Source organism: uncultured Subdoligranulum sp. (assembly GCF_963931595.1).
Taxonomy (GTDB): domain Bacteria; phylum Bacillota; class Clostridia; order Oscillospirales; family Ruminococcaceae; genus Gemmiger.
In genome coordinates this window covers 1,021,629-1,041,601 of the sequence record NZ_OZ007030.1, presented here as the reverse complement: position 1 = coordinate 1,041,601, position 19,973 = coordinate 1,021,629, and the positions used below count along the sequence as shown (strand labels likewise).

The following is a 19,973-nucleotide window of genomic DNA, read 5'->3' as shown; positions in this document are numbered from 1 at the left end:
CCATGATTTCAAAAAATCAGCGGTGCTTACACGAATATAAGCACCGCTGAAAGTAAAATTACATTCCCAGAACCTTTGCGCAACGCGGGCACAGACCGTCATTGTTGACGGCAGTATCATACTTCCAGCAGCGCAGGCACTTGGTACCTGCGGCATGCGCAGCCTGCACACCCAGGCCTTCCACAACGCCCTTCACGCCGCCTTCACCCTGTTCCAGATGGACCTGGGACACGATGAAGAGGTCAGCGAGTTCATCCATCGGAATCGCATTCAGGAAGGCGTAGACATCCTCGTTGCAATACAGCGTCAGGGCCGCTTCCAGAGAAGAGCCGATCTGTTTGTCCGCACGAGCCTGCTCCAGGACCTTCTTCACGTCGTCGCGGATTGCCATGATGCGATCCCACTTGGCCGTAAAGTCCTCACCGGCGGCGGGCTTTACCTCGGGCATCTGCTCAAAGACAACATAGTCCTTCATACCGGGCATCTTGGGCACATAGCTCCAGATTTCCTGGCTGGTGAAGCAGAGGATGGGCGCCAGCAGCTTGGTGAAGTCCACCAGGATGCGGTACAGAGCCGTCTGCGCGCAGCGGCGGGCATGATCATCCGCACAGTACAGGCGATCCTTGATAACGTCCATATAGAAGTTGGACATATCAATGACGCAGAAATTGTACAGCGCGTGATAGGCACGGGAGAAATCGTAATGATCGTAGGCATCCCGCATGGTCGCCGTCAGCGTATTGCAGGCTTCCAGCGCCCAGCGATCGATCTCATACAGCTGATCGTCCGCAACGGCATCCTTGTTGGGATCGAAGTCGCTCAGGTTGCCCAGCATGAAACGGGCCGTATTGCGCATCTTGCGGTAGGCTTCCGACAACTGACGGAAAATTTCCTTGCCGGCACGCACGTCCACGGTGTAGTCGCTGGAGGCGACCCACAGGCGAATAATATCGGCGCCGTAATCGCGGATGATCTCGGAAGGCTCCATGCCGTTGCCGGCAGACTTGTGCATCTGCTTGCCCTGAGCATCCACAACCCAGCCATGGCACAGCACCTCCCGGTACGGCGCAACGCCCTGGGTGGCCACACAGGTCAGCAGGCTGGACTGGAACCAGCCGCGGAACTGATCGGCGCCCTCCATGTACATATTCACGGGCCAGGTCAGTTCGGGACGCTCCCGGCAGACAGCGCTCCAGGTGGAGCCGGAGTCAAACCAGACGTCCATGATATCGGGATCCTTTTCCCAGTCGGAAGCGCCGCATTCACAGACCTCCGTCTTGGGCATGATCTCGTTGGCGTCATACTTGTACCAGGCGTCGCTGCCTTCCTTGCGGAACAGATCGGAAACCGCTTTGATGGAGGCATCCGTGATATGGTACTTGCCGCACTTCTTGCAGTAGAACACCGGGATGGGCACGCCCCATACACGCTGACGGCTGATGCACCAGTCGCTGCGGTCGCGCACCATGCCCGTCATACGGTCATGGCCCCAGGCCGGCTGCCAGTGCACGTTGTCGATGGCCTTGTAGACATCTTCCTTGAAGGCGTCGATGGAGCAGAACCACTGCTCGGTAGCACGGAAGATGATGGGATGATGGCAGCGCCAGCAATGGGGATACTGGTGAGTGATATGCTGTACGCCCATCAGATGGCCGGACTGCTTGATATGCTCCAGGATGACCTTGTTAGCCGCCCAGACTTTCAGACCGGCGAACTCTTTGCCGGCTTCCTCCGTCAAGCATCCCGCATCGTCCACAGGCACCACGATGGGCAGCTGGGGATAATGATTGACGCAGACCTCAAAGTCCTCGACACCATGGCCGGGCGCGGTGTGGACACAGCCGGTACCGCCTTCCAGCGTAACATGATCGCCCAGGATCACAAGACCCGTGCGGTCCAGGAAGGGATGCTGGTATTCCATCAGTTCCAGCTCATCGCCGTGAACGGTGTCCGGCATGACTTCGTAATTCTCGATATGGCAGGATTCCATGGTGGTCTTGACCAGTTCTGCCGCCATGATATGGTACTCGTCGCCGATCTTGACGAACGCATACTCAATATCGGGGTTCAGGCAGGTAGCCACGTTGGCGGGCAGCGTCCAGGTCGTGGTGGTCCAGATCACGATCCAGGCCTTGTCCAGCGGGATGTTGTGCTTGGCCAGCACGCCCTTGGGATCGCCCGTCAGTTTGAAACGCACATAGATGGAATCGCACTCATCCTCGGCGTACTCAATTTCCGCCTCTGCCAGCGCCGTGCGGTCCTCCGGGCACCAGTACACAGCCTTCATGCCCTTGTAGATGTAGCCCTTTTTCGCCATCTCGCCGAAAATCTCGACCTGGCGCGCCTCGAACTCGGGACGCAGCGTCAGGTAGGGATTTTCAAAATCACCCTGCACACCCAGGCGTTTGAACTGTTCATTCATCACACCGATGTGCTCGGTGGCAAACTCCTTGCAGATCTTGCGCAGTTCCAGCTTGGAGACGCCGGATTTCTTGTCGCCCAGAGAACCCAGCGCTTTCAGTTCGATGGGCAGACCGTGGGTATCGTAACCAGGCACATAGGGGGCCTGGAAACCGGACATGTTCTTATACCGGATGATGATATCCTTGATGATTTTGTTGAGCGCGGTGCCCATGTGAATGCTGCCGTTGGCATACGGAGGGCCATCGTGCAGGATATAACGGGGTTTGCCCTCGTTGTTGCGGATCATCTGCTCATAGACATGGTTCTGCTCCCAGTCCTCGAGCATTTTTGGCTCTTTCTTGGGCAGACCGGCCCGCATCTCAAAGGGCGTCTGCATCTTGTGGATGGTGTCATTATAATTCTGCGGCAAGATTTCCTACTCTCCTCTATCAAGAAAAATTCTGTTCTGCCTCTGCAGGCTCAACTGTCAAAGTCTACGCCTTCAAAATTGTCAAACGCGGGAGAAGCAAGCTCCTCCTGCGGTTCAGCAGCTGCCTTGGTCTTGCGGGAAGCGCGCTTCCCCGTGCTGGTTTTTCTGGTTTTCCTTGCAGGCTTTTCCACCGAAGGTTCATCATACAATCCCGCGCCGGGCTGGAACGGCAGATCATTCTGCTGCGGTGCCGGCTGGGTCGGGGCGGCAATTTCTTCCGGTTCCTCAGGATGGGGTGCAATGGCAAACTCCACCGTATCCACCTTTTCCGCCTCGGCAGCCGGAGTGCTCTGCGGTGCGTCGGCCGGCTCATAGTAGTGCGTCTCCTGCTGCGGTGCACTGGCTTCCGGCTGAGGCACAGTCTGCGCCGGCTGCGCGGGCTCCGTGTAGGCGGGTTCCGCCGGAGCACTCTGTACCGGTTCCGCTGCCGGCTTGTCCGGCTCGGCCGGAGCCGGCTCCTCCTCTTCGGGCTTTCTGTATTCCGGCAGCTTGCTGATGAGGTTGATGTGCTTGCGGTACATCTCCATCAGCGAACGCTTGAAACTGTCCGCCTCACTTTTCAGCGTGACGATCTCCTGCTTGGCCAGTTCCACATCGTCACGGGCGCGTTGTTCCCGGTCTTCCGCCTTCATATTGGCAGCACGGATAATCTCCGCGGCCTTCTGCTTGGCTTCCCGGATCACATTCTCGCCCAGACGCTGGGCGTTGATCATCGTGGTGCGAAGCGTGTCTTCCTCGGCGCGGTACTGATCAATGCGCTGCGCAAGCACCACCAGTTTTTTCTGCAAATCGTCGTTCTTGGCCGACAATTCTTCCATGCTTTCCGCAACCTGTTTGAGATAATCATCCACGTCATCGCAGCGATAGCCGCGCATAGACTTTTCAAATGTTACGCGGCGGACATCCTCAGAAGATATCATGATTTTCCTCCTGTTTTCGGACTTTCCGGGGTCAGCGATCTGCCAAAAGCGTTGCACGCTTCAATACTGAAAGAAGGATATAAACACGCGGTCTTTCCGGCTTTTCCCGCCGATTTCGGCCAGCTGGTAACGGCCCACACCGCGCACCGTAAAGATATCGTGGGCGTAAACGGTCTCATGGGCAGCCCGCAGCGGCAGATGGTTGATTTCCACCCGCCCCGCTGCAATATAGTCTGCGGCTCTGGTGCGGGAGGTATGCATCATCGCGGCCAGCACGGCATCCGCCCGCAGGGAAGATACCGTTGCTTCCTTAAGTTCTCTCTCTATTCCCTGCTCCAGGTGCGAGGGAAGCCGATCACAGGTCTCCACCCGCACAGGACAGTGTCCTGCACTGGATAGTTCGGAGGCAATGAATTCCTGCTTGTCAGCCAGCACCACCGCATAGAAGACCTTCGGATCCTCCGGATCGGCCAGAAGATCGCCGATACAAACACGATCCAGCCCCAGCCCCAGAATGGAGCCCAGGTAGTCCCGATGTCCTGGCAGTCTGTCCCCTCCGGCTCCCATTGCTGTCATGCGAAGATACGCCACAGGCTCTTCCTGCCAGCTTTCCGGCGGTTCCAGGCAAAGCACCTTTCGTTCGGCGCCGGCATAGCCTCCCCAGAATCGTATTGCCGCAAAATCTGCTTTGTGACAGGCGGCTTTTGCCAGATCCTGCTCCCGGTCCGACAGGAAACCCATGTAACGGGGAATACCCCGCTCCCGGGCCACCCGGCACAGCTCTTCCACCCGGCGCATCAGCCGCCGTTCTTCATCGCTCTGCGGAGGTATGAATCCCCGCGCGGCCGGCAGATCAGAAGAATACGCCATTATTCTCCAGTTCGTCGATCAAATCGCCCATAATATCCACATTGTAGGGCGTAATGATAAAGGTACTGGTGGCCACGCGCTTAATCTGCCCATTGTTGGCATAGGCAACGCCGGACAGGAAATCGATCAGACGGCGGGAGACCTCCTTGCCGGTGGACTCCAGGTTCAAAACCACCGTACGCTTGGCGTTCAACTGATCCGCGATCGTCGAGGCATCTTCAAACCGTTCCGGCTTCACCAGGACAACCTGCAGCTGGGTGGTTGCGTTGATGTTGACCACTTTGTTGCTATGCTGTTTGACCTCAGCCTGAGAATAATTCTGTGCGGCAGCCCCCTGGCCGCCGGCAAAAATTTCGTCTTCGGTATCGTCGATATATGAATCCCCTTCCGGGTCGATTCCCAGCTTACTCTTCAAACTGTCAAACATAGACATCGTCGTTACTCCTTTGATCGAACCTGCACCCTAGAAAGTGCAGGAACTGTTACAGCGATATACATTAAACATTATCTTCTTTTTTATGGGAATTGTCAATATCAAACGGTCAGTTTCTGTGCTACAACAGCTTGCCGTCCTGCAGATTGGTTCCCTGCACAATGACTTCATCATACAGGCGCACCTCATTGTCCGTGCCGATGGCACCGTTGCCGGGAATCAGGATGTAGTTATCATCCTCATACAGCGTCGTAATTTTCAAAAAGCGCTGCAGGTTTCCATATTTAACATACACGCCCCGCGCACCGTCCGCAATATGCAGGGCCTCCTTGTTGATCCGGATTCCCTCATACGTCTTTATGTCAATCTGAGCGGTTTCCTGACCGAAGCTCAGAATTTCCGCATTGATGGTCTGGCATTCAAACACCAGTTTTGCCACGCCGGACGCTTCGTCCGGAGTAACTTCCACAAGCGTCGCCGCCAGAGGCGTATTCTGCTTGCCCGGAACGCTGATTTTCACCGAGGTAATGCCGTCAAACCGCTCGGCGGTCTCCAGGTCGCAGACGGCATAAAAACGCCAGCTGAACCCCGTGGCGATCTGGCCCGCACATCCGGTATCCCTGGCCGGGAATCCCGCTTCCAGCATCTGCTGCAATTCGGTGGGCGATGCGCTGTCCAAGGAATTCTGATCCGTCACAATGGGAGACATCGCCTCTGTACTGCTGAAATATCCGTTGGTGGATGCTGTGATTGTCTGCAGCGTGCCAAGCTGCGCATTGATCTCATCGTACTCGGCCTGCAAGGTGCTGATCGTCTGGGAGAAATTCCCTGTCTGCCCGGTGCTCACCTGCAACCGGTTCTGGGCAAGCAGGAAGTCATCCTCAGCATCGGTAATGCCGCTGTACTCTGCCGTATCCAGTTTGTCCAGCAGGTTATACAGCGCCTGCCGAGTCTGATTGGTCAGCACGGAAAGATCACTGCCGGTGGAGTTTTCCGACTTACTCAGCAGATCGATGGTTCTGCCCAGGCGGTCCAGCCGTTCCCGCAAAAGCCCCTGTGAATCATCGGTATAACATTCGGCCACCACCGTGCCGTTGCTCACACGCTCTCCGTCCTTTACCAGATACCCAAGATTGCCGCTGCCCTCCACCGGCACGGTGGCAAAGGAGACCACACCGTCCAGCGTTACACTGTCCGCCATGGTGTAGGCGATGGCCGTTTCCGTTTTATAGGATTGATGAAAGATCACAAAGCACTGCAGGATCACATACAGGGAAACCAGCGCCAGCAGCGCAAGACTGATACCTTTTGCTACACGGCCAGCCGTGTGTACCTTTTTGGATTCCATGCAGTCCTTGCCTCCTTCCCCGCTCAGTTCTGCAAAAAGTCCTGGATCAGTTCGGCAGCACGCCCGAAAGCGTCCTCCTCATCCACATACAGCCACCGGGCATCATTCTGGTGGCGGAACCAGGTAAGCTGCCGCTTGGCATACCGGCGGGTCGCCTGCTTCAGAGCAGCTGTACAGGCCGCCAGTGACTGGGTTCCTTCAAAGTAAGGGAAGAACTCTTTGTAACCGATGGCCTGTGCCGCCGTCCGGTACTCCGCCTTATGAAGCCAGACCGTTTCGGCCTCCCCCAGGATTCCCTGTTCCAACATTTTGTCCACCCGCAGATCAATCCGCCGGTAAAGTTCCGCGCGGTCCCGGTAGGTCAGACAAAGGCAAAGCGAACGGTAGGGCGGCGTTTCCGGTCTGGACTGCCGCTGTTCCTCACTCATTTTCCGCCCGGTAAGCCGGAACACTTCCAGCGCACGAATGACACGCGGCAGATTATTGGGATGAACCTTGGCAGCATATTCCGGGTCGATCTGGCGCAGACGCTCATACAGCGCCTGTGCCCCCTGTTCCTCCGCTTCCTGCTGCAATTCTTCCCGGAGTTCCGGGTCTGACCGCTGCGGTGCAAAGGCAATGCCATGCAAAAGGCTGGTGATATACAGTCCCGTGCCCCCCACCACCAGTGGCAGATGTCCACGGCCGGTAATCTGTGGAATGAGCCCCGCTGCCATCTCCACGAACTCAGCCACGCTGTACGGTTCTTCCGGGTTCAGGAAATCCAACAGGTGATGGCACACACCCGCACGTTCCTCTTCGGTAGCCTTCGCCGTACCAACAGAAAGACCGCGGTATACCTGCATGGAGTCGGCATTGATGACCTCACCGTTGAACTGACGCGCCAGCGCCACAGAGAGGGCCGTTTTCCCGGTAGCCGTCGGTCCTCCGATGGCCACCACACGGGGACAATCATACAAGGCGTCCAAACTGTTTTTCCAGCTCCTTCCGGGTGATCTTCAGCACGCAGGGCCGCCCGTGGGGGCAGAACGGTGGGATCGCCCCTTCCAGGATCTGCTGTGCCAATGCCAGCATCTCTGCATTGCTGGTCCGGTCCCCCGCCTTGATGGCTGCACGGCAGGCGATGGAATGCAGTACCCACTCGGTCTTTTCCCGCAGGGCATCATGGCTGCCATCCACAAAGCGGGCTGCCAGTTCCACCACCATGTCTTCCACATCATCCACCTGCACGTCCGCAGGAACCGCCCGGACCATCACGGTGGAGCCGCCGAAGTCCTCCACTTCCAGGCCGGCATCGTTGAGCATCTCTGCATTCTGCAGCAGGGCCTGCTTTTCCGCAGCCGTCAGATTGACCTGCACCGGCACCAGCAGCATCTGCGCCGGTACATGGCCATAATCCTTGGCCAGCTTCTCAAACAGAATGCGCTCGTGGGCGGCATGCTTGTCAATGAGGCACAGTTCCCCTTCCCGCTCGGTGATAATGTAGGTTTTAAACACTTCCCCCACCAGACGAAGAGGCTGCGGCGCAGGAGGCACCATGGTGGTCTGCTCCGGCGATTCCTGTTCCCGGGGCAAAGCACTCAAAGCCTGCATCGTCTGCTGCTCCGGCTGCGGCGCGGGAGGCTCCGGCGGTTCCCGGTGGGCTTCCACACTCGGAATGGTCTCCGGGTTCTTCGGTTCTGCAACAGCAGGTGCAGGCTTTTCCTCCGGCAGATCCGGCAGAATATCCAGTACCGTCTCCTGTTGTTCCGTCGTGGGACGATAGGAGGTTTCAGTCGTTCTGACCGGTGCAGCCGAAGGAGCCTGATAGTGGGGTGCCGGGGACTCCACCGACACAATTCCCGGCAGCGGACGGGCCGGGACCGGGTCCGTCAAGCGGTTCAGCGCCCGGTATTCTGCCGCTGAAAGGGTGGCAAACCGGGATTTTTCCGGCGTGGCGGGGCGCGCTGCCGCCCTTTCAGGGGAAGCGGGTCTTCCGGCGGGCGCCTCCTGGGACATTTCAAAGCGGCACTCACCGCTGCCCGGCGTGGTCAGCGCCATGCGTACAGCACGGTAGACAGCGTCAAAGACATCGCTCTCCCGGGCGAACCGGATTTCCGTTTTGGCAGGATGAACGTTGACATCCACCAGATCGGCGGGCATCTCCAGCATCAGAACCGCCCCAGGAAATTTTCCCTGCATCATGGTGCCCTTATAAGCGTTTTCCAGCGCAGCCATCATGGTACGGTTCTTGACATACCGACCGTTCACGAAGAAATGCTGCGTGCCGCGGCTGGCACGGCAGGCACGCGGCGGGGTAATCAGTCCCTTGATGTGATACACACCGCTGCCGCCGTCCACCGGCAGCAGATCCCGGGCAAACTCCCGGCCCATCACCGCATACACGGCGCTGCGCAGTTCCCCATCCCCGGGGGTCATGAACTGCTGTTTGCCCTCCCTGATGAAGCGAAAGCTGATTTCCGGGTGGGACAGCGCCGCATGCAGCACCGTTTCCGCCACGTAGGTGCCCTCGCTGGCATCCTTTTTGAGGAACTTCATACGAGCGGGGGTATTATAAAAGAGTTCATTCACCGTGATGGTCGTGCCCACCGGGCGCGCCCCCGGCTCCATGCCCTGCGGTTCGCCACCCGCAATACGGTAACAGCAGGCATATTCATCCTGCTCGGTGCGCGTCAGGACCTCCACCTTGGCCACACTGGCAATGGAAGCAAGTGCCTCGCCGCGGAATCCCAGCGTATGAATATGGCTGAGATCCTCCGCCGTGGCAATCTTGCTGGTGGCATGCCGGATAAACGCCTTGTCAATGTACTCAGCCTCAATGCCGCTGCCGTTATCCACAATCTGCAGCTGCGCAATGCCGCCGCGCACCGCCGACAGGGTAATCTGTGTAGCCCCCGCGTCGATGGAATTTTCCAGCAATTCCTTTGCAACCGACGCAGGGCGCTCCACGACTTCCCCCGCCGCGATCAATTCGGCGGTATGTTTGTCCAGTACGCGGATTTCCGCCATGCCGTTCACCTGCCTTTAGTTTTTGTCCAATGCATTTTTCAGTTCATACAAGAAGTTCAGCGCTTCCAGCGGCGTCAGCGTTTCAATGTCAATGCTGTGCAGCTTGTCTACCACTTCGCTGGGCACTGTGGGATTGTTGTAGGCTTCCACCGTCTCAAAATCCAGCTGCATGCTCTGGTTGTGCCCCGGCGCACTGGCCTCCAGCTGCCGAAGTACCGCATGCGCGCGTTTGGTTACACTGGAAGGAAGTCCCGCCAGCTTGGCCACCTCAATACCATAACTGTCATCTGCCGGACCAGCCACGATGCGGCGCAGGAAGGTAATATCCTCGCCCCGTTTTTTCACGGCGATGTTATAATTCTTCACGCCGTAAATATCCTTGTCCATGCTGGTCAGTTCATGGTAGTGGGTGGCAAAAAGCGTTTTGCATCCGATGTTGTCACAGATATATTCCACAACAGCCCGAGCAATGCTCATACCGTCAAAGGTGGAAGTTCCCCGGCCGATCTCGTCGAGAATCACCAGGCTGTTCTTGCTGGCATGGCGCAGAATCTCCGCCACCTCGGTCATCTCCACCATAAAGGTGGACTGGCCTGCCGCCAGATCGTCCGAAGCGCCCACACGGGTAAAGATGGCATCCACAACACCGATGTGCGCACTGGACGCCGGGACAAAGCAGCCGATCTGCGCCATCAGGGCAATCAGGGCATTCTGCCGCATATAGGTGGATTTACCGGCCATATTGGGGCCGGTGATCAGAAGCATACGGTTTTCCGCTTCATCCAGCAGGGTATCATTGGGCACAAACAGCGTTCCCTTGAGCATCTGCTCGATAACGGGATGCCGCCCTTCCTTGATTTCCATGACGCCGCTCTGATCCACCACCGGCAGCACGTAGTTGTTCTGCAGCGCCACCTCGGCAAATCCGGCCAGCACATCCAGCTGGGCAACAGCCAGGGCCGTGCGTTGAATGCGCACAACCTGCGCCGAAATCTCTGCCAGAAGATCAGCAAAGAGCTGATGTTCCAGAACAAGAAGCCGTTCGTTGGCGCCCAGGATCTTGTTCTCCAGTTCTTTCAGTTCCGGAGTGATGTAGCGTTCACCCGTTGTCAGCGTCTGCTTCCGGGTAAAGCTGTCGGGTACCGAATCGGTATAGGAACGGCTGACCTCGATATAGTAGCCGAACACCTTGTTGAATCCGATTTTCAGCTTGGGGATGCCCGTCTCTTCCCGGAGCTTCGCTTCCAGGTTGGCAAGATATCCCTTGCCGCCGTGCATGATGTCCCGCAGCTCATCCACTTCACTGTTGTACCCGGCACGGATCGCACCGCCGTCCTTCAGCGTGGCCGGGGGATCATCCACCAGCGCAGCTGTAATTTTCTGCAGCAGATCATCCAGCGGGTCGATCTGATCAGCCAGCTGGGTCAGAAGGGACGCGCCGCAGGCCGCAGCCTGTGTCTTCACTTCCGGCAGACGGGCGCAGGTATCCCCCAGCGCTTTCACTTCCCGGGGCGTCGCCGAGCCATACAGGATGCGGGTGGTCAGGCGCTCGATATCGAACACATGGGACAGCGCTTCCTTCAAATCAGCCCGGGCAATGTTCGCCGTATACAGTGCCTGCACAGCGGAAAGCCGGGCATTGATGGCTTCGGCATCCACAAGTGGCTGCTCAATCCAGGAGCGCAGCAACCGCTTGCCCATGGATGTCTCGGTCTTGTCCAGTACCCAGAGCAGCGTGCCACGCTTTTCCCGGCCGCGCATCGTTTCGGTGAGTTCCAGATTGGCCCGTGTCACCGGGGACAGACGCATATACTGCGCATCCGCATAGTTTTCCACGGTCTTGATCCGCTCCAGGCCATGCTTCTGCGTTTCCTGCAGATAGTTGAGCAGGGCCGCCACCGCGTAGGGTACCAGCGCATCTTCCTCATAGCCCAGCGAGGTTCGCCAGTCGGCGCCAAACTGCCCGGCCATCGTAGCCTCCATCAGGGAGTCCTTGTAGCAGGACTCCTCCCGCAGTTCCACCAGCGCATTGGTGTGCTGTTTGATATAGGCGGTCACATCCTTGAAATCCAGCATGGGCGGGCAGATCAGGATTTCACTGGGCATATAGCGACAGAGTTCCGTGATGATGGCACCGCCGATCTTCTCGGCATTGAGTTCTGTCGCCCGGGCCTCGCCGGTGGAGATGTCCGCAAAGCAGATGCCCGCGCGCCAGCGCCCGCGGCACCGCTTGCAGTAGATGCTGCAAAGATAGTTGTTCTTATCTTCCGCCAGCATGCTGCTCTCGATGACGGTGCCCGGCGTGACCACCCGGATGATGTCCCGCTTGACCAGTCCTTTGGCCAGCGCCGGGTCCTCCATCTGCTCACAGATGGCCACCTTGTAGCCCTTGGCGATCAGCCGGGCCACATAGGTCTCATAGGAGTGGAACGGGACACCGCACATGGGGGCCCGCTCTTCTTTGCCGCAGCTTTTGCCGGTCAGGGTCAGTTCCAGTTCCCGTGAAGCCGTCAGGGCATCATCGTAAAACATCTCATAGAAATCGCCGACACGGTAGAACAGAATCTCGTTGGGATGCTGTTTCTTGATCTCAAAATACTGCTTCATCATGGGCGATACTGCTTGTTCGGCCATGTTTCACACTCCTGTTATCTCTTATAAATCCTGGGTTTGGGTATTTTTTAGTGGCATCCGCCGCAGGTGGCACAGCTGCCGGTGCAGCTTCCGGAGGGCTGCTGTACAGTCATGGGGTCTCCGCCATTCATGGCAGTGTTGATAATGGCGTCGATATAGCTGACCATAGCTTCACACTCCGCCTTGGCAGCCGTATAGCGGACCATGCCCTCGCTGGCCATGATCTGGGTATACAGGTCATTGATTTTCTTGTTCAGTTCCGCCACCCGGGCGGCATCCGTTTCCGCCTTGGTGCTCTCGTTGTTGAGGTCCAGCCGGGCCAGGTTGAACTCCCCGATCATGCCCTGCAGTTCCTGGTCGGCATCGTTGGCACGGCGCGCCGCGTCCAGTTCGAGGTAACGGGGATCGGTCTGCATCGCCGCAGCCGCTTTCTTAAACAAATCCATGCAATCCATTTTAGTAACTCCTTTATTATGTTGTTTATTCGCTGACCAGTTCGCCGGTCAGAAGGGCAGCGCGGGATCCTGTGAGATGCACCTGCGCCCACTGGCCGATCAGCGTCTCTTCGGCGGGGAATTCCACCACCAGATTGTTGTCCAGACGGCCGTTCACCGTTCCGGGCGTGCGCCCGGCCGCTTCCACCAGCACCCGCACGGTCTGTCCGGCCATGGCGGCAATGGCGGAAAACGCAATCTCATCCTGGGTACGCAGCAACCGTTCCATGCGGGCAGCCTTCTCCGCATGAGTGGTGGGATCGGGCATCTTGGCTGCCGGGGTCCCGTTGCGCTTGGAATAGATGAAGGTAAACAGCTGCATATAGCCGACCTTGCGCACAAGATCCAGTGTTGCCTCAAAATCTTCCTCGGTTTCCCCGGGGAATCCCACGATGATGTCGCTGGAGAAGGTCACTCCCGGGATTTTTTTGCGGGCGTAGTCCACCAGTTCCAGGTACTGCTCCACCGTGTAGTGCCGGTTCATCTGCTGGAGCAGCCGGTCGCTGCCGGACTGAACCGGCAGATGAATGTGCTTGCACAGGTGGGGCTGTGCCGCAATGGTGTCGATCAGTTTGCGGCTGGCATCCTTGGGATGGCTGGTCATGAACCGGATCTGATAGTCCCCGGGTACGGCGCAGAGCAGATTCAGCAGGTCGGCAAAATCGATGGCGTTTTCCAGCCCTTTGCCATAGCTGTTGACATTCTGCCCCAGCAGCGTAATTTCTTTGTATCCCTTTGCGACCAGATCCCGGAACTCGGCCAGGATGGCCTCCGGTTCCCGGCTGCGTTCCCGGCCACGTACATAGGGTACAATACAATAGGTGCAGAAATTGTCGCACCCGTACATGATGGGCAGCCAGGCGCGGAAGCCGGAATCGCGGCGGATCGGCATATCCTCCACCACGGCATTGCGCGGTTCCGGCTTTTCCAGATAGCGTTTGCCGCGGCGCAGACGTTCCTCCAGCATGGCCGGCAGACGGTCGATTCCGTCCACACCAAAGACAAGATCCACATAAGGATAGCTCTGGCGCAGTTTTTCCACGATATGAGCCTGCTGGGCCATGCAGCCACATACACCGATGATCAGCCGCGGATTCTGCTCCTTGAGTTTCTTCAGCGCACCGATGTTGCCGAAGACCCGCTGCTCCGCGTGTTCCCGTACGGCGCAGGTATTGAAGAGGATCAGATCGGCATCTTCCAGCGTATCGCAGATGCCGAACCCCACATCCTGCAGTACACCGCGGATCTTTTCACCGTCGTTGACATTCTGCTGGCAGCCATAGCTGCGCACATAGGCCAGCGGCGGTGTTTCGTAATAAGCCGCCAGCACCTGGGCGGCTTCGTCGTTGTGAGTATAAGTCAGTTTTTCCAAAAGAATTCTCCTTAAGGGCACACAAATCCAATATACCGTAATAGTATAGCAAATTGCTTCCAAAAGTACAAGCGCTTGTTTTCGCTTTTTCTTCCCACCACGCTATGCTGTGGTCCCCTTGCAAAAAGCAAGGGCGCCCGCCTGGCGGGCGCCCTGCCTCTTATTTCGTTTTCTTCTGCAGTTCCCGGGCCCGTTCCAGCATGGGTTTCAGATACTGTCCCGTGAAGGAGTTGGGGTTTTCCGCCACCTCTTCCGGCGTACCGGTTGCCACAATGCGGCCGCCGCCGCTGCCGCCTTCCGGTCCCAAGTCAATGATATAGTCGGCGCGCTTGATCACATCCAGATTGTGCTCAATAACGATCACCGTATTGCCCGCGTCCACCAGTTTGTCCAGCACCTTGACCAGACGGTGCACATCGGCCACATGCAGACCGGTGGTGGGTTCGTCCAGAATATACACGGTCTGCCCGGTTCCGCGGCGTGCCAGTTCGTTGGCCAGCTTCACCCGCTGGGCTTCACCGCCCGACAGCGTTGTCGCAGCCTGCCCCAGCTGAATATAGCCAAGGCCGACCTCCTGCAGCGTCTGCAGCTTGCGGGCGATTTTGGGGATGTTGGCGAAGAAGTTGCAGGCTTCCTCCACCGTCATATCCAGCACATCGGAGATGTTCTTGTCCTTGTACTTGACTTCCAGCGTTTCCCGGTTGTACCGCTTGCCCTTGCAGACATCACAGGGCACGTAGATATCCGGCAGGAAATGCATCTCGATCTGCAGGATACCGCCGCCCTCGCAGGCTTCACAGCGGCCGCCCTTGACGTTGAAGCTGAACCGTCCCGGGCCGTACCCGCGCATCTTGGCATCCTGCGTGCTGGCAAACAGCGCGCGGATATCTCCAAACACGCCGGTATAGGTGGCGGGGTTGGAGCGCGGTGTGCGCCCGATGGGCGACTGATCAATACCGATGACCTTGTCCACCCATTCCATGCCCTGCACTTCCTCGCACTGTCCGGGACGGCTGCGGGCACCGTTCAGGGCTGCCGCCAGCGTCTTGTAGAGGATCTCATTCACCAGTGTGGATTTGCCGGAGCCGGATACACCGGTCACGCAGATCATTTTCCCCAGCGGGAAGTCTACCGTGATATTCTGCAGGTTATTCTCATGGGCTTTGACTACCCGGAGGTACTTGCCGTTCCCCTCCCGACGGGTTTCCGGCACTTCCACGTACTTGCGCCCCGAAAGATAGGCGCCGGTAATGCTCCGCTTCACCTTGCAGATATCGGCCACACTGCCCGCTGCCACGATCTCACCGCCGTGGACACCGGCACCCGGTCCCACATCCACAATGTAGTCCGCCTGCCGCATGGTGTCTTCATCATGCTCCACCACGATCAGGGTATTGCCCAGATCGCGCAGGCGTTTCATCGTGGCGATCAGCTTGTCGTTGTCGCGCTGGTGCAAACCGATGCTGGGCTCATCCAGCACATACAACACGCCCGTTAGCGCACTGCCAATCTGTGTGGCAAGACGAATGCGCTGGCTTTCGCCGCCCGAAAGGGAGGCAGCGCCCCGGGACAGGGTCAGATAGCCCAGGCCCACACTTTCCAGGAAACCCAGACGTTCCTTGACTTCCTTGAAAATGGGGGCACCGATCATCTCATCCCGTTCGCTGACCTTGGCATTTCGGATGAACTCCAGTTCCTCACTGACGCTCTTATCACAGAAATCCGCGATGTTGATGCCGCCCACCGTCACCGCCAGGCTCGTGGGCTTCAGGCGGCGGCCATGGCAGGCGGGGCATTCCTCACTGGACATCACCAGGGCAATTTCTTCCTTGACCCACTCGCTGCTCGTCTCCCGGAAGCGCCGCTCCAGATTGGGAATGATGCCCTCAAACTGGTTGTAATAGGTGCCCGAACCGAACATGCTCTCCCGCTGCATCTCGATGCGCTCCTCGCCGGTACCGTACAGCAGCGCATGCAGGGCTTCCTTGCTGAAGTCCTTGATGGGTGTATCCAGTGTAAAGCCGTACCGCTTGCCAAGGGCCCGATAGGTCATCTCGGAGATGGAACCCTCCGCATAGTACCAGCCACTGGCTTTGATGGCGCTTTCCCGGATGGATTTGCGCTTATCCGGGATAACACGGGCGGGGTCCACCTTCATGAAAGTGCCGAGGCCCGTGCACTTTTCGCAGGCGCCGAAGGGGTTGTTGAAGCTGAACATCCGGGGCGTCAGTTCCTCCACCGAAACGCCGTGCTCCGGGCAGGCATAGCTCTGGCTGAACATCATGGGCTCGCCGCCGATCACATCCACCAGAACCAGACCGCCGGTCTGGGCCAGAGCCGTCTCGATAGAATCCGCCAGCCGTCCGCGCACCGTATCATTGATGACAAGGCGGTCCACCACGATCTCCACGGTATGCTTGATATTCTTTTCCAGACTGATCTCCTCGCTGAGATCATACATGTTCCCGTCGATCCGGACACGGGCAAAACCGGCGCGGCGTGCCGCATCCAGTTCCTTGGCCTGGGTGCCCTTGCGCCCCCGGACCACTGGCGCCAGTACCTGGAACCGGGTACGTTCCGGCAGCTTCATCACCTCGTCCACCATCTCGTCAATGGACTGCTGGGTAATCTCCCGACCGCAGATCGGGCAATGCGGCACACCGATCCGCGCGTACATCAGACGCAGGTAGTCATAGATTTCGGTAACGGTGCCCACGGTGGAACGCGGGTTGTGGCTGGTGGTTTTCTGATCAATGGAGATGGCCGGGGAAAGTCCCGTGATCTCATCCACATCCGGTTTTTCCATCTGTCCCAGGAACTGCCGGGCGTAGCTGGAGAGACTCTCCATATACCGGCGCTGTCCGTCCGCAAAAATCGTATCAAAGGCCAGGCTGGACTTGCCGGATCCCGACAGCCCCGTCATGACGATCAGCTTGTTGCGCGGCAGTTCCAGGCTCACATTCTTCAGATTGTGCTCCCGGGCGCCCTTGATGACAATGCGGTTGTTGGGGTCAATTTGAATCTTGGATTTCCGCTTGGTTTCTTTCGGTGCAGTACTCAATTTTTATATTTCCTCCTGCCCTTGCGTATCTTGGCGGTCGCTTTCCGCTCACTGGCGTCCGCTGCGGTGGGGTCTTCCCCCCGCTGCAGCCGTGCGATCTCATCGCGGAGTTGGGCAGCCAGTTCAAACTGCAGCAGCCGGGCTGCCTCTTTCATTTCCTTGGTCAACCGCTCGATCGTCTGCTGGCGTTCGGCACGGCTCATGCGGTGCTGACGCATCCGCTTGTTTTCCTCGCTCATGCTGATTTCCAGCCCGTCTCCAATGGCCTTGACGATGGTCTTGGGGGTAATGCCATGTTCCTGGTTGTAGGCATCCTGAATGGCGCGGCGGCGCTCCGTCTCCATGATGGCGCGTTCCATGCTGGGTGTAACCTCATCGGCATACATAAGCACCACGCCGTTTGCATTGCGCGCAGCACGGCCGATGGTCTGGATCAGGCTGGTCTCGCTGCGCAGGAAACCTTCCTTGTCGGCATCCAAAATCGCAATCAGGGAAACTTCCGGCAGGTCAAGACCTTCCCGGAGCAGGTTGATGCCCACGATCACATCGATGGCACCCAATCGCAGATCCTTGATGATCTCCATCCGCTCAAAGGTATCCACCTCATGGTGCATATACTTGGTCTTTACGCCGTGTTCCTCCAGATAATCGGTCAGGTCCTCCGCCATCTTCACGGTCAGCGTGGTCACCAGTGCCCGCTCACCACGGTCAATGCGCTGCCGGATTTCTCCCAGCAGGTCCTCGATCTGCCCCTCCACCGGGCGCACCATAATCAGGGGATCCAACAGACCTGTCGGCCGGATCACCTGCTCTGCCACACGGCTGGAATGCTCACGCTCATACTCTCCCGGCGTTGCCGAGACAAAGATCTTCTGGTGTACCTTTTTTTCAAACTCCTCAAAGCGGAGAGGACGGTTGTCAAAGGCGGACGGCAGACGGAAACCATATTCCACCAGCGTTTTTTTGCGGCTGTAATCTCCGCCATACATGCCGCGGATCTGCGGCAGCATGACATGGCTTTCATCCACCATCAGAAGGAAATCATCAGGGAAATAGTCCAGCAATGTGGTGGGCGTGGACCCCGGCGCACGGCCGGAAAGCACCGCGGAATAGTTTTCGATTCCCTTGCACATGCCCACTTCCTGCAACATTTCCATATCGTAGCTGGTCCGCTGCTGGATGCGCTGGGCTTCCAGCAATTTTCCCTCTGCCGTAAACTTCTTGACCTGTTCCTCCATCTCCACAGCGATTTTGGCCAGCCCCTCTTTCATCTTTTCGGGGCCGACGATATAATGGCTTGCCGGGAAAATGGCCACATGGCGTACCACATTTTTATGCTGCCCTGTCAGGGGATCAAACTCAATAATGCGGTCCACTTCGTCGCCGAAGAATTCCACCCGGATGGCAAACTCGTCGTTGTAGGCCAGATGAATATCCACCGTGTCCCCTTTTACACGGAACTTGTTGCGGATAAAATTCATATCGTTGCGCTCATACTGCAATTTGACGAGCCGGCTGCACAGTTCATCCCGCTCCATCTGCATCCCGGGCCGCAGGCTGATCACCATGCTGCGGTAATCGATGGGGTCGCCCAGGGAATAGATGCATGAAACGCTGGCCACAATGATGACGTTGCGCTGTTCCGACAAGGCAGCCGTGGCGGAATGGCGCAGACGGTCAATCTCGTCATTGATAGCGCTGTCCTTTTCAATGTAGGTATCCGTAGAAGGGATGTAGGCTTCCGGCTGATAGTAATCGTAGTAGGAGACAAAATATTCCACCGCATCATCCGGGAAAAAGCTGCGCATCTCCGTGCAGATCTGACTTGCCAGGGTTTTGTTGGGTTCCAGAATCAGTGTCGGACGGTTGCAGCGGGCAATGATATTGGCCATGGTAAAGGTCTTGCCGGAACCGGTCACGCCCAGCAGCGTCTGTGCATCATCGCCTTCTTCAATCCCCTGCACCAAGGCCTCGATTGCCTGCGGCTGATCGCCGGTGGGCTGAAACGGTGCTTTCAGATGGAAAACTTCCTCCATGACAAACCTCGCTTACGTTAACAACGTTTTGTTGTATGCAGATTATAGCATAGGGCATTTTATAAGTAAAGTCCCATCGCTCACATTTTGTGTAGCTTTCGGCTAAAAATGCACCCCGCCGCCAGATGACGGCAGGGCATGTAAACTATCATTTGCTGGCAGCGTTCAGAATGTCGCCGTCTCCGCGATATTCCGGCAGACATCCACGTGCCCGCATGGAACAGGCATCCTCCCCCGCCACAATAATATGATCAATCACACTGACTCCCAGCGGTTGCAATGCCCTCATGATCCCCATGGTGGCAATCACATCCGCCTCACTGGGCACCGGCAAACCAGTGGGGTGATTGTGGGCCAGGATACCGCAAGTGGCATCCGTTCGCGCCACATCCCGCAGAAGTTTGCGCGTATCGATGTGCACGCGATTGGGTACGCCTTCCGCAATGCGCAGGTCACGGACCGGGTAGCATTTGTCATCCAGCAAAATCAGATACAGAAGTTCATTCTGAAGTCCCAGAAACAGCGGCTTCACATATTCCACCGCGGCATCCGTATGGTTGAGTGTCACCCGGTGCTTTCTCTTTTTCAGGGCATAATACCGACCGAATGCCGTCACGGTGGAAATGAGCCGTGCGCTTTTCTCTCCGATGCCCGGAACCTGTTTCAGTTCTTCAGGAGAAGCTTCCATCACTTTACAGAAATCGCCAAAATGCTGAATCAGCCGGTGAGCCAATTCATTGGTATCTTTCCGCGGTATCGCCAGAAACAGCAGATATTCCAGTGCCTCATGTTCGGCCAAACTCTCCAGTCCGTCCCGCTCCACCCGGGCCTTCATCCGGGCCCGATGGTTCTCATGCAACGGACGTTCTTTGTTTTGGTCCATGCTTTCACATCCTTCTGGCG

At 57.5% G+C, this 19,973-nt stretch carries 13 protein-coding genes; all 13 read right to left on the bottom strand.

Annotated features, from left to right (window positions below; genetic code table 11):
* Positions 1 to 58 precede the first annotated feature (58 nt).
* A complete protein-coding gene (gene ileS, locus ABGT73_RS04850) occupies positions 59 to 2,833 on the bottom strand; it encodes an isoleucine--tRNA ligase (RefSeq protein WP_346668687.1) in 2,775 nt (924 codons plus the stop codon).
* Between the two features lie 50 nt (positions 2,834 to 2,883).
* Positions 2,884 to 3,813: a DivIVA domain-containing protein gene (locus ABGT73_RS04845; RefSeq protein ID WP_346668686.1), complete on the bottom strand. Its 930-nt coding sequence runs from the start codon at positions 3,811 to 3,813 to the stop codon at positions 2,884 to 2,886.
* Positions 3,814 to 3,873: 60 nt separating this feature from the next.
* Complete coding sequence (locus ABGT73_RS04840; RefSeq protein WP_346668685.1) at positions 3,874 to 4,683, bottom strand: YlmH/Sll1252 family protein; 810 nt, start codon at positions 4,681 to 4,683, stop codon at positions 3,874 to 3,876.
* Positions 4,667 to 5,116, bottom strand: a complete 450-nt coding sequence (locus ABGT73_RS04835; RefSeq protein WP_007046463.1) for a cell division protein SepF — start codon at positions 5,114 to 5,116, stop codon at positions 4,667 to 4,669. Before ABGT73_RS04835 ends, ABGT73_RS04840 begins: the two co-directional genes overlap by 17 nt.
* A gap of 121 nt (positions 5,117 to 5,237) precedes the next feature.
* Positions 5,238 to 6,464 (bottom strand): HlyD family efflux transporter periplasmic adaptor subunit, encoded by a 1,227-nt coding sequence (locus ABGT73_RS04830; RefSeq protein ID WP_346668684.1) that lies wholly within the window; start codon positions 6,462 to 6,464, stop codon positions 5,238 to 5,240.
* A gap of 23 nt (positions 6,465 to 6,487) precedes the next feature.
* Positions 6,488 to 7,432, bottom strand: coding sequence for a tRNA (adenosine(37)-N6)-dimethylallyltransferase MiaA (gene miaA / locus ABGT73_RS04825; protein WP_346668683.1), 945 nt, complete (start codon positions 7,430 to 7,432; stop codon positions 6,488 to 6,490).
* On the bottom strand, positions 7,416 to 9,473 hold the full coding sequence (mutL, locus tag ABGT73_RS04820) for a DNA mismatch repair endonuclease MutL (RefSeq protein WP_346668682.1): 2,058 nt from the start codon (positions 9,471 to 9,473) through the stop codon (positions 7,416 to 7,418). The genes miaA and mutL overlap by 17 nt, the downstream gene beginning before the upstream one ends.
* Positions 9,474 to 9,488: 15 nt before the next feature.
* On the bottom strand, positions 9,489 to 12,107 hold the full coding sequence (mutS, locus tag ABGT73_RS04815) for a DNA mismatch repair protein MutS (RefSeq protein ID WP_346668681.1): 2,619 nt from the start codon (positions 12,105 to 12,107) through the stop codon (positions 9,489 to 9,491).
* Positions 12,108 to 12,154: 47 nt separating this feature from the next.
* A complete protein-coding gene (locus ABGT73_RS04810; protein WP_346668680.1) occupies positions 12,155 to 12,562 on the bottom strand; it encodes a YlbF family regulator in 408 nt (135 codons plus the stop codon).
* 25 nt (positions 12,563 to 12,587) lie between these two features.
* Positions 12,588 to 13,973, bottom strand: a complete 1,386-nt coding sequence (miaB, locus tag ABGT73_RS04805; protein ID WP_346668679.1) for a tRNA (N6-isopentenyl adenosine(37)-C2)-methylthiotransferase MiaB — start codon at positions 13,971 to 13,973, stop codon at positions 12,588 to 12,590.
* A 160-nt stretch (positions 13,974 to 14,133) separates the two neighbouring features.
* Positions 14,134 to 17,034, bottom strand: a complete 2,901-nt coding sequence (gene uvrA, locus ABGT73_RS04800; RefSeq protein WP_346668678.1) for an excinuclease ABC subunit UvrA — start codon at positions 17,032 to 17,034, stop codon at positions 14,134 to 14,136.
* Positions 17,031 to 19,070 (bottom strand): excinuclease ABC subunit UvrB, encoded by a 2,040-nt coding sequence (gene uvrB, locus ABGT73_RS04795; protein WP_346668677.1) that lies wholly within the window; start codon positions 19,068 to 19,070, stop codon positions 17,031 to 17,033. Before uvrB ends, uvrA begins: the two co-directional genes overlap by 4 nt.
* Positions 19,071 to 19,218: 148 nt before the next feature.
* The gene (locus ABGT73_RS04790; RefSeq protein ID WP_346668676.1) at positions 19,219 to 19,953 is read right to left on the bottom strand and encodes a JAB domain-containing protein; all 735 of its coding nucleotides are present in this window, start codon (positions 19,951 to 19,953) and stop codon (positions 19,219 to 19,221) included.
* Positions 19,954 to 19,973 lie beyond the last annotated feature (20 nt).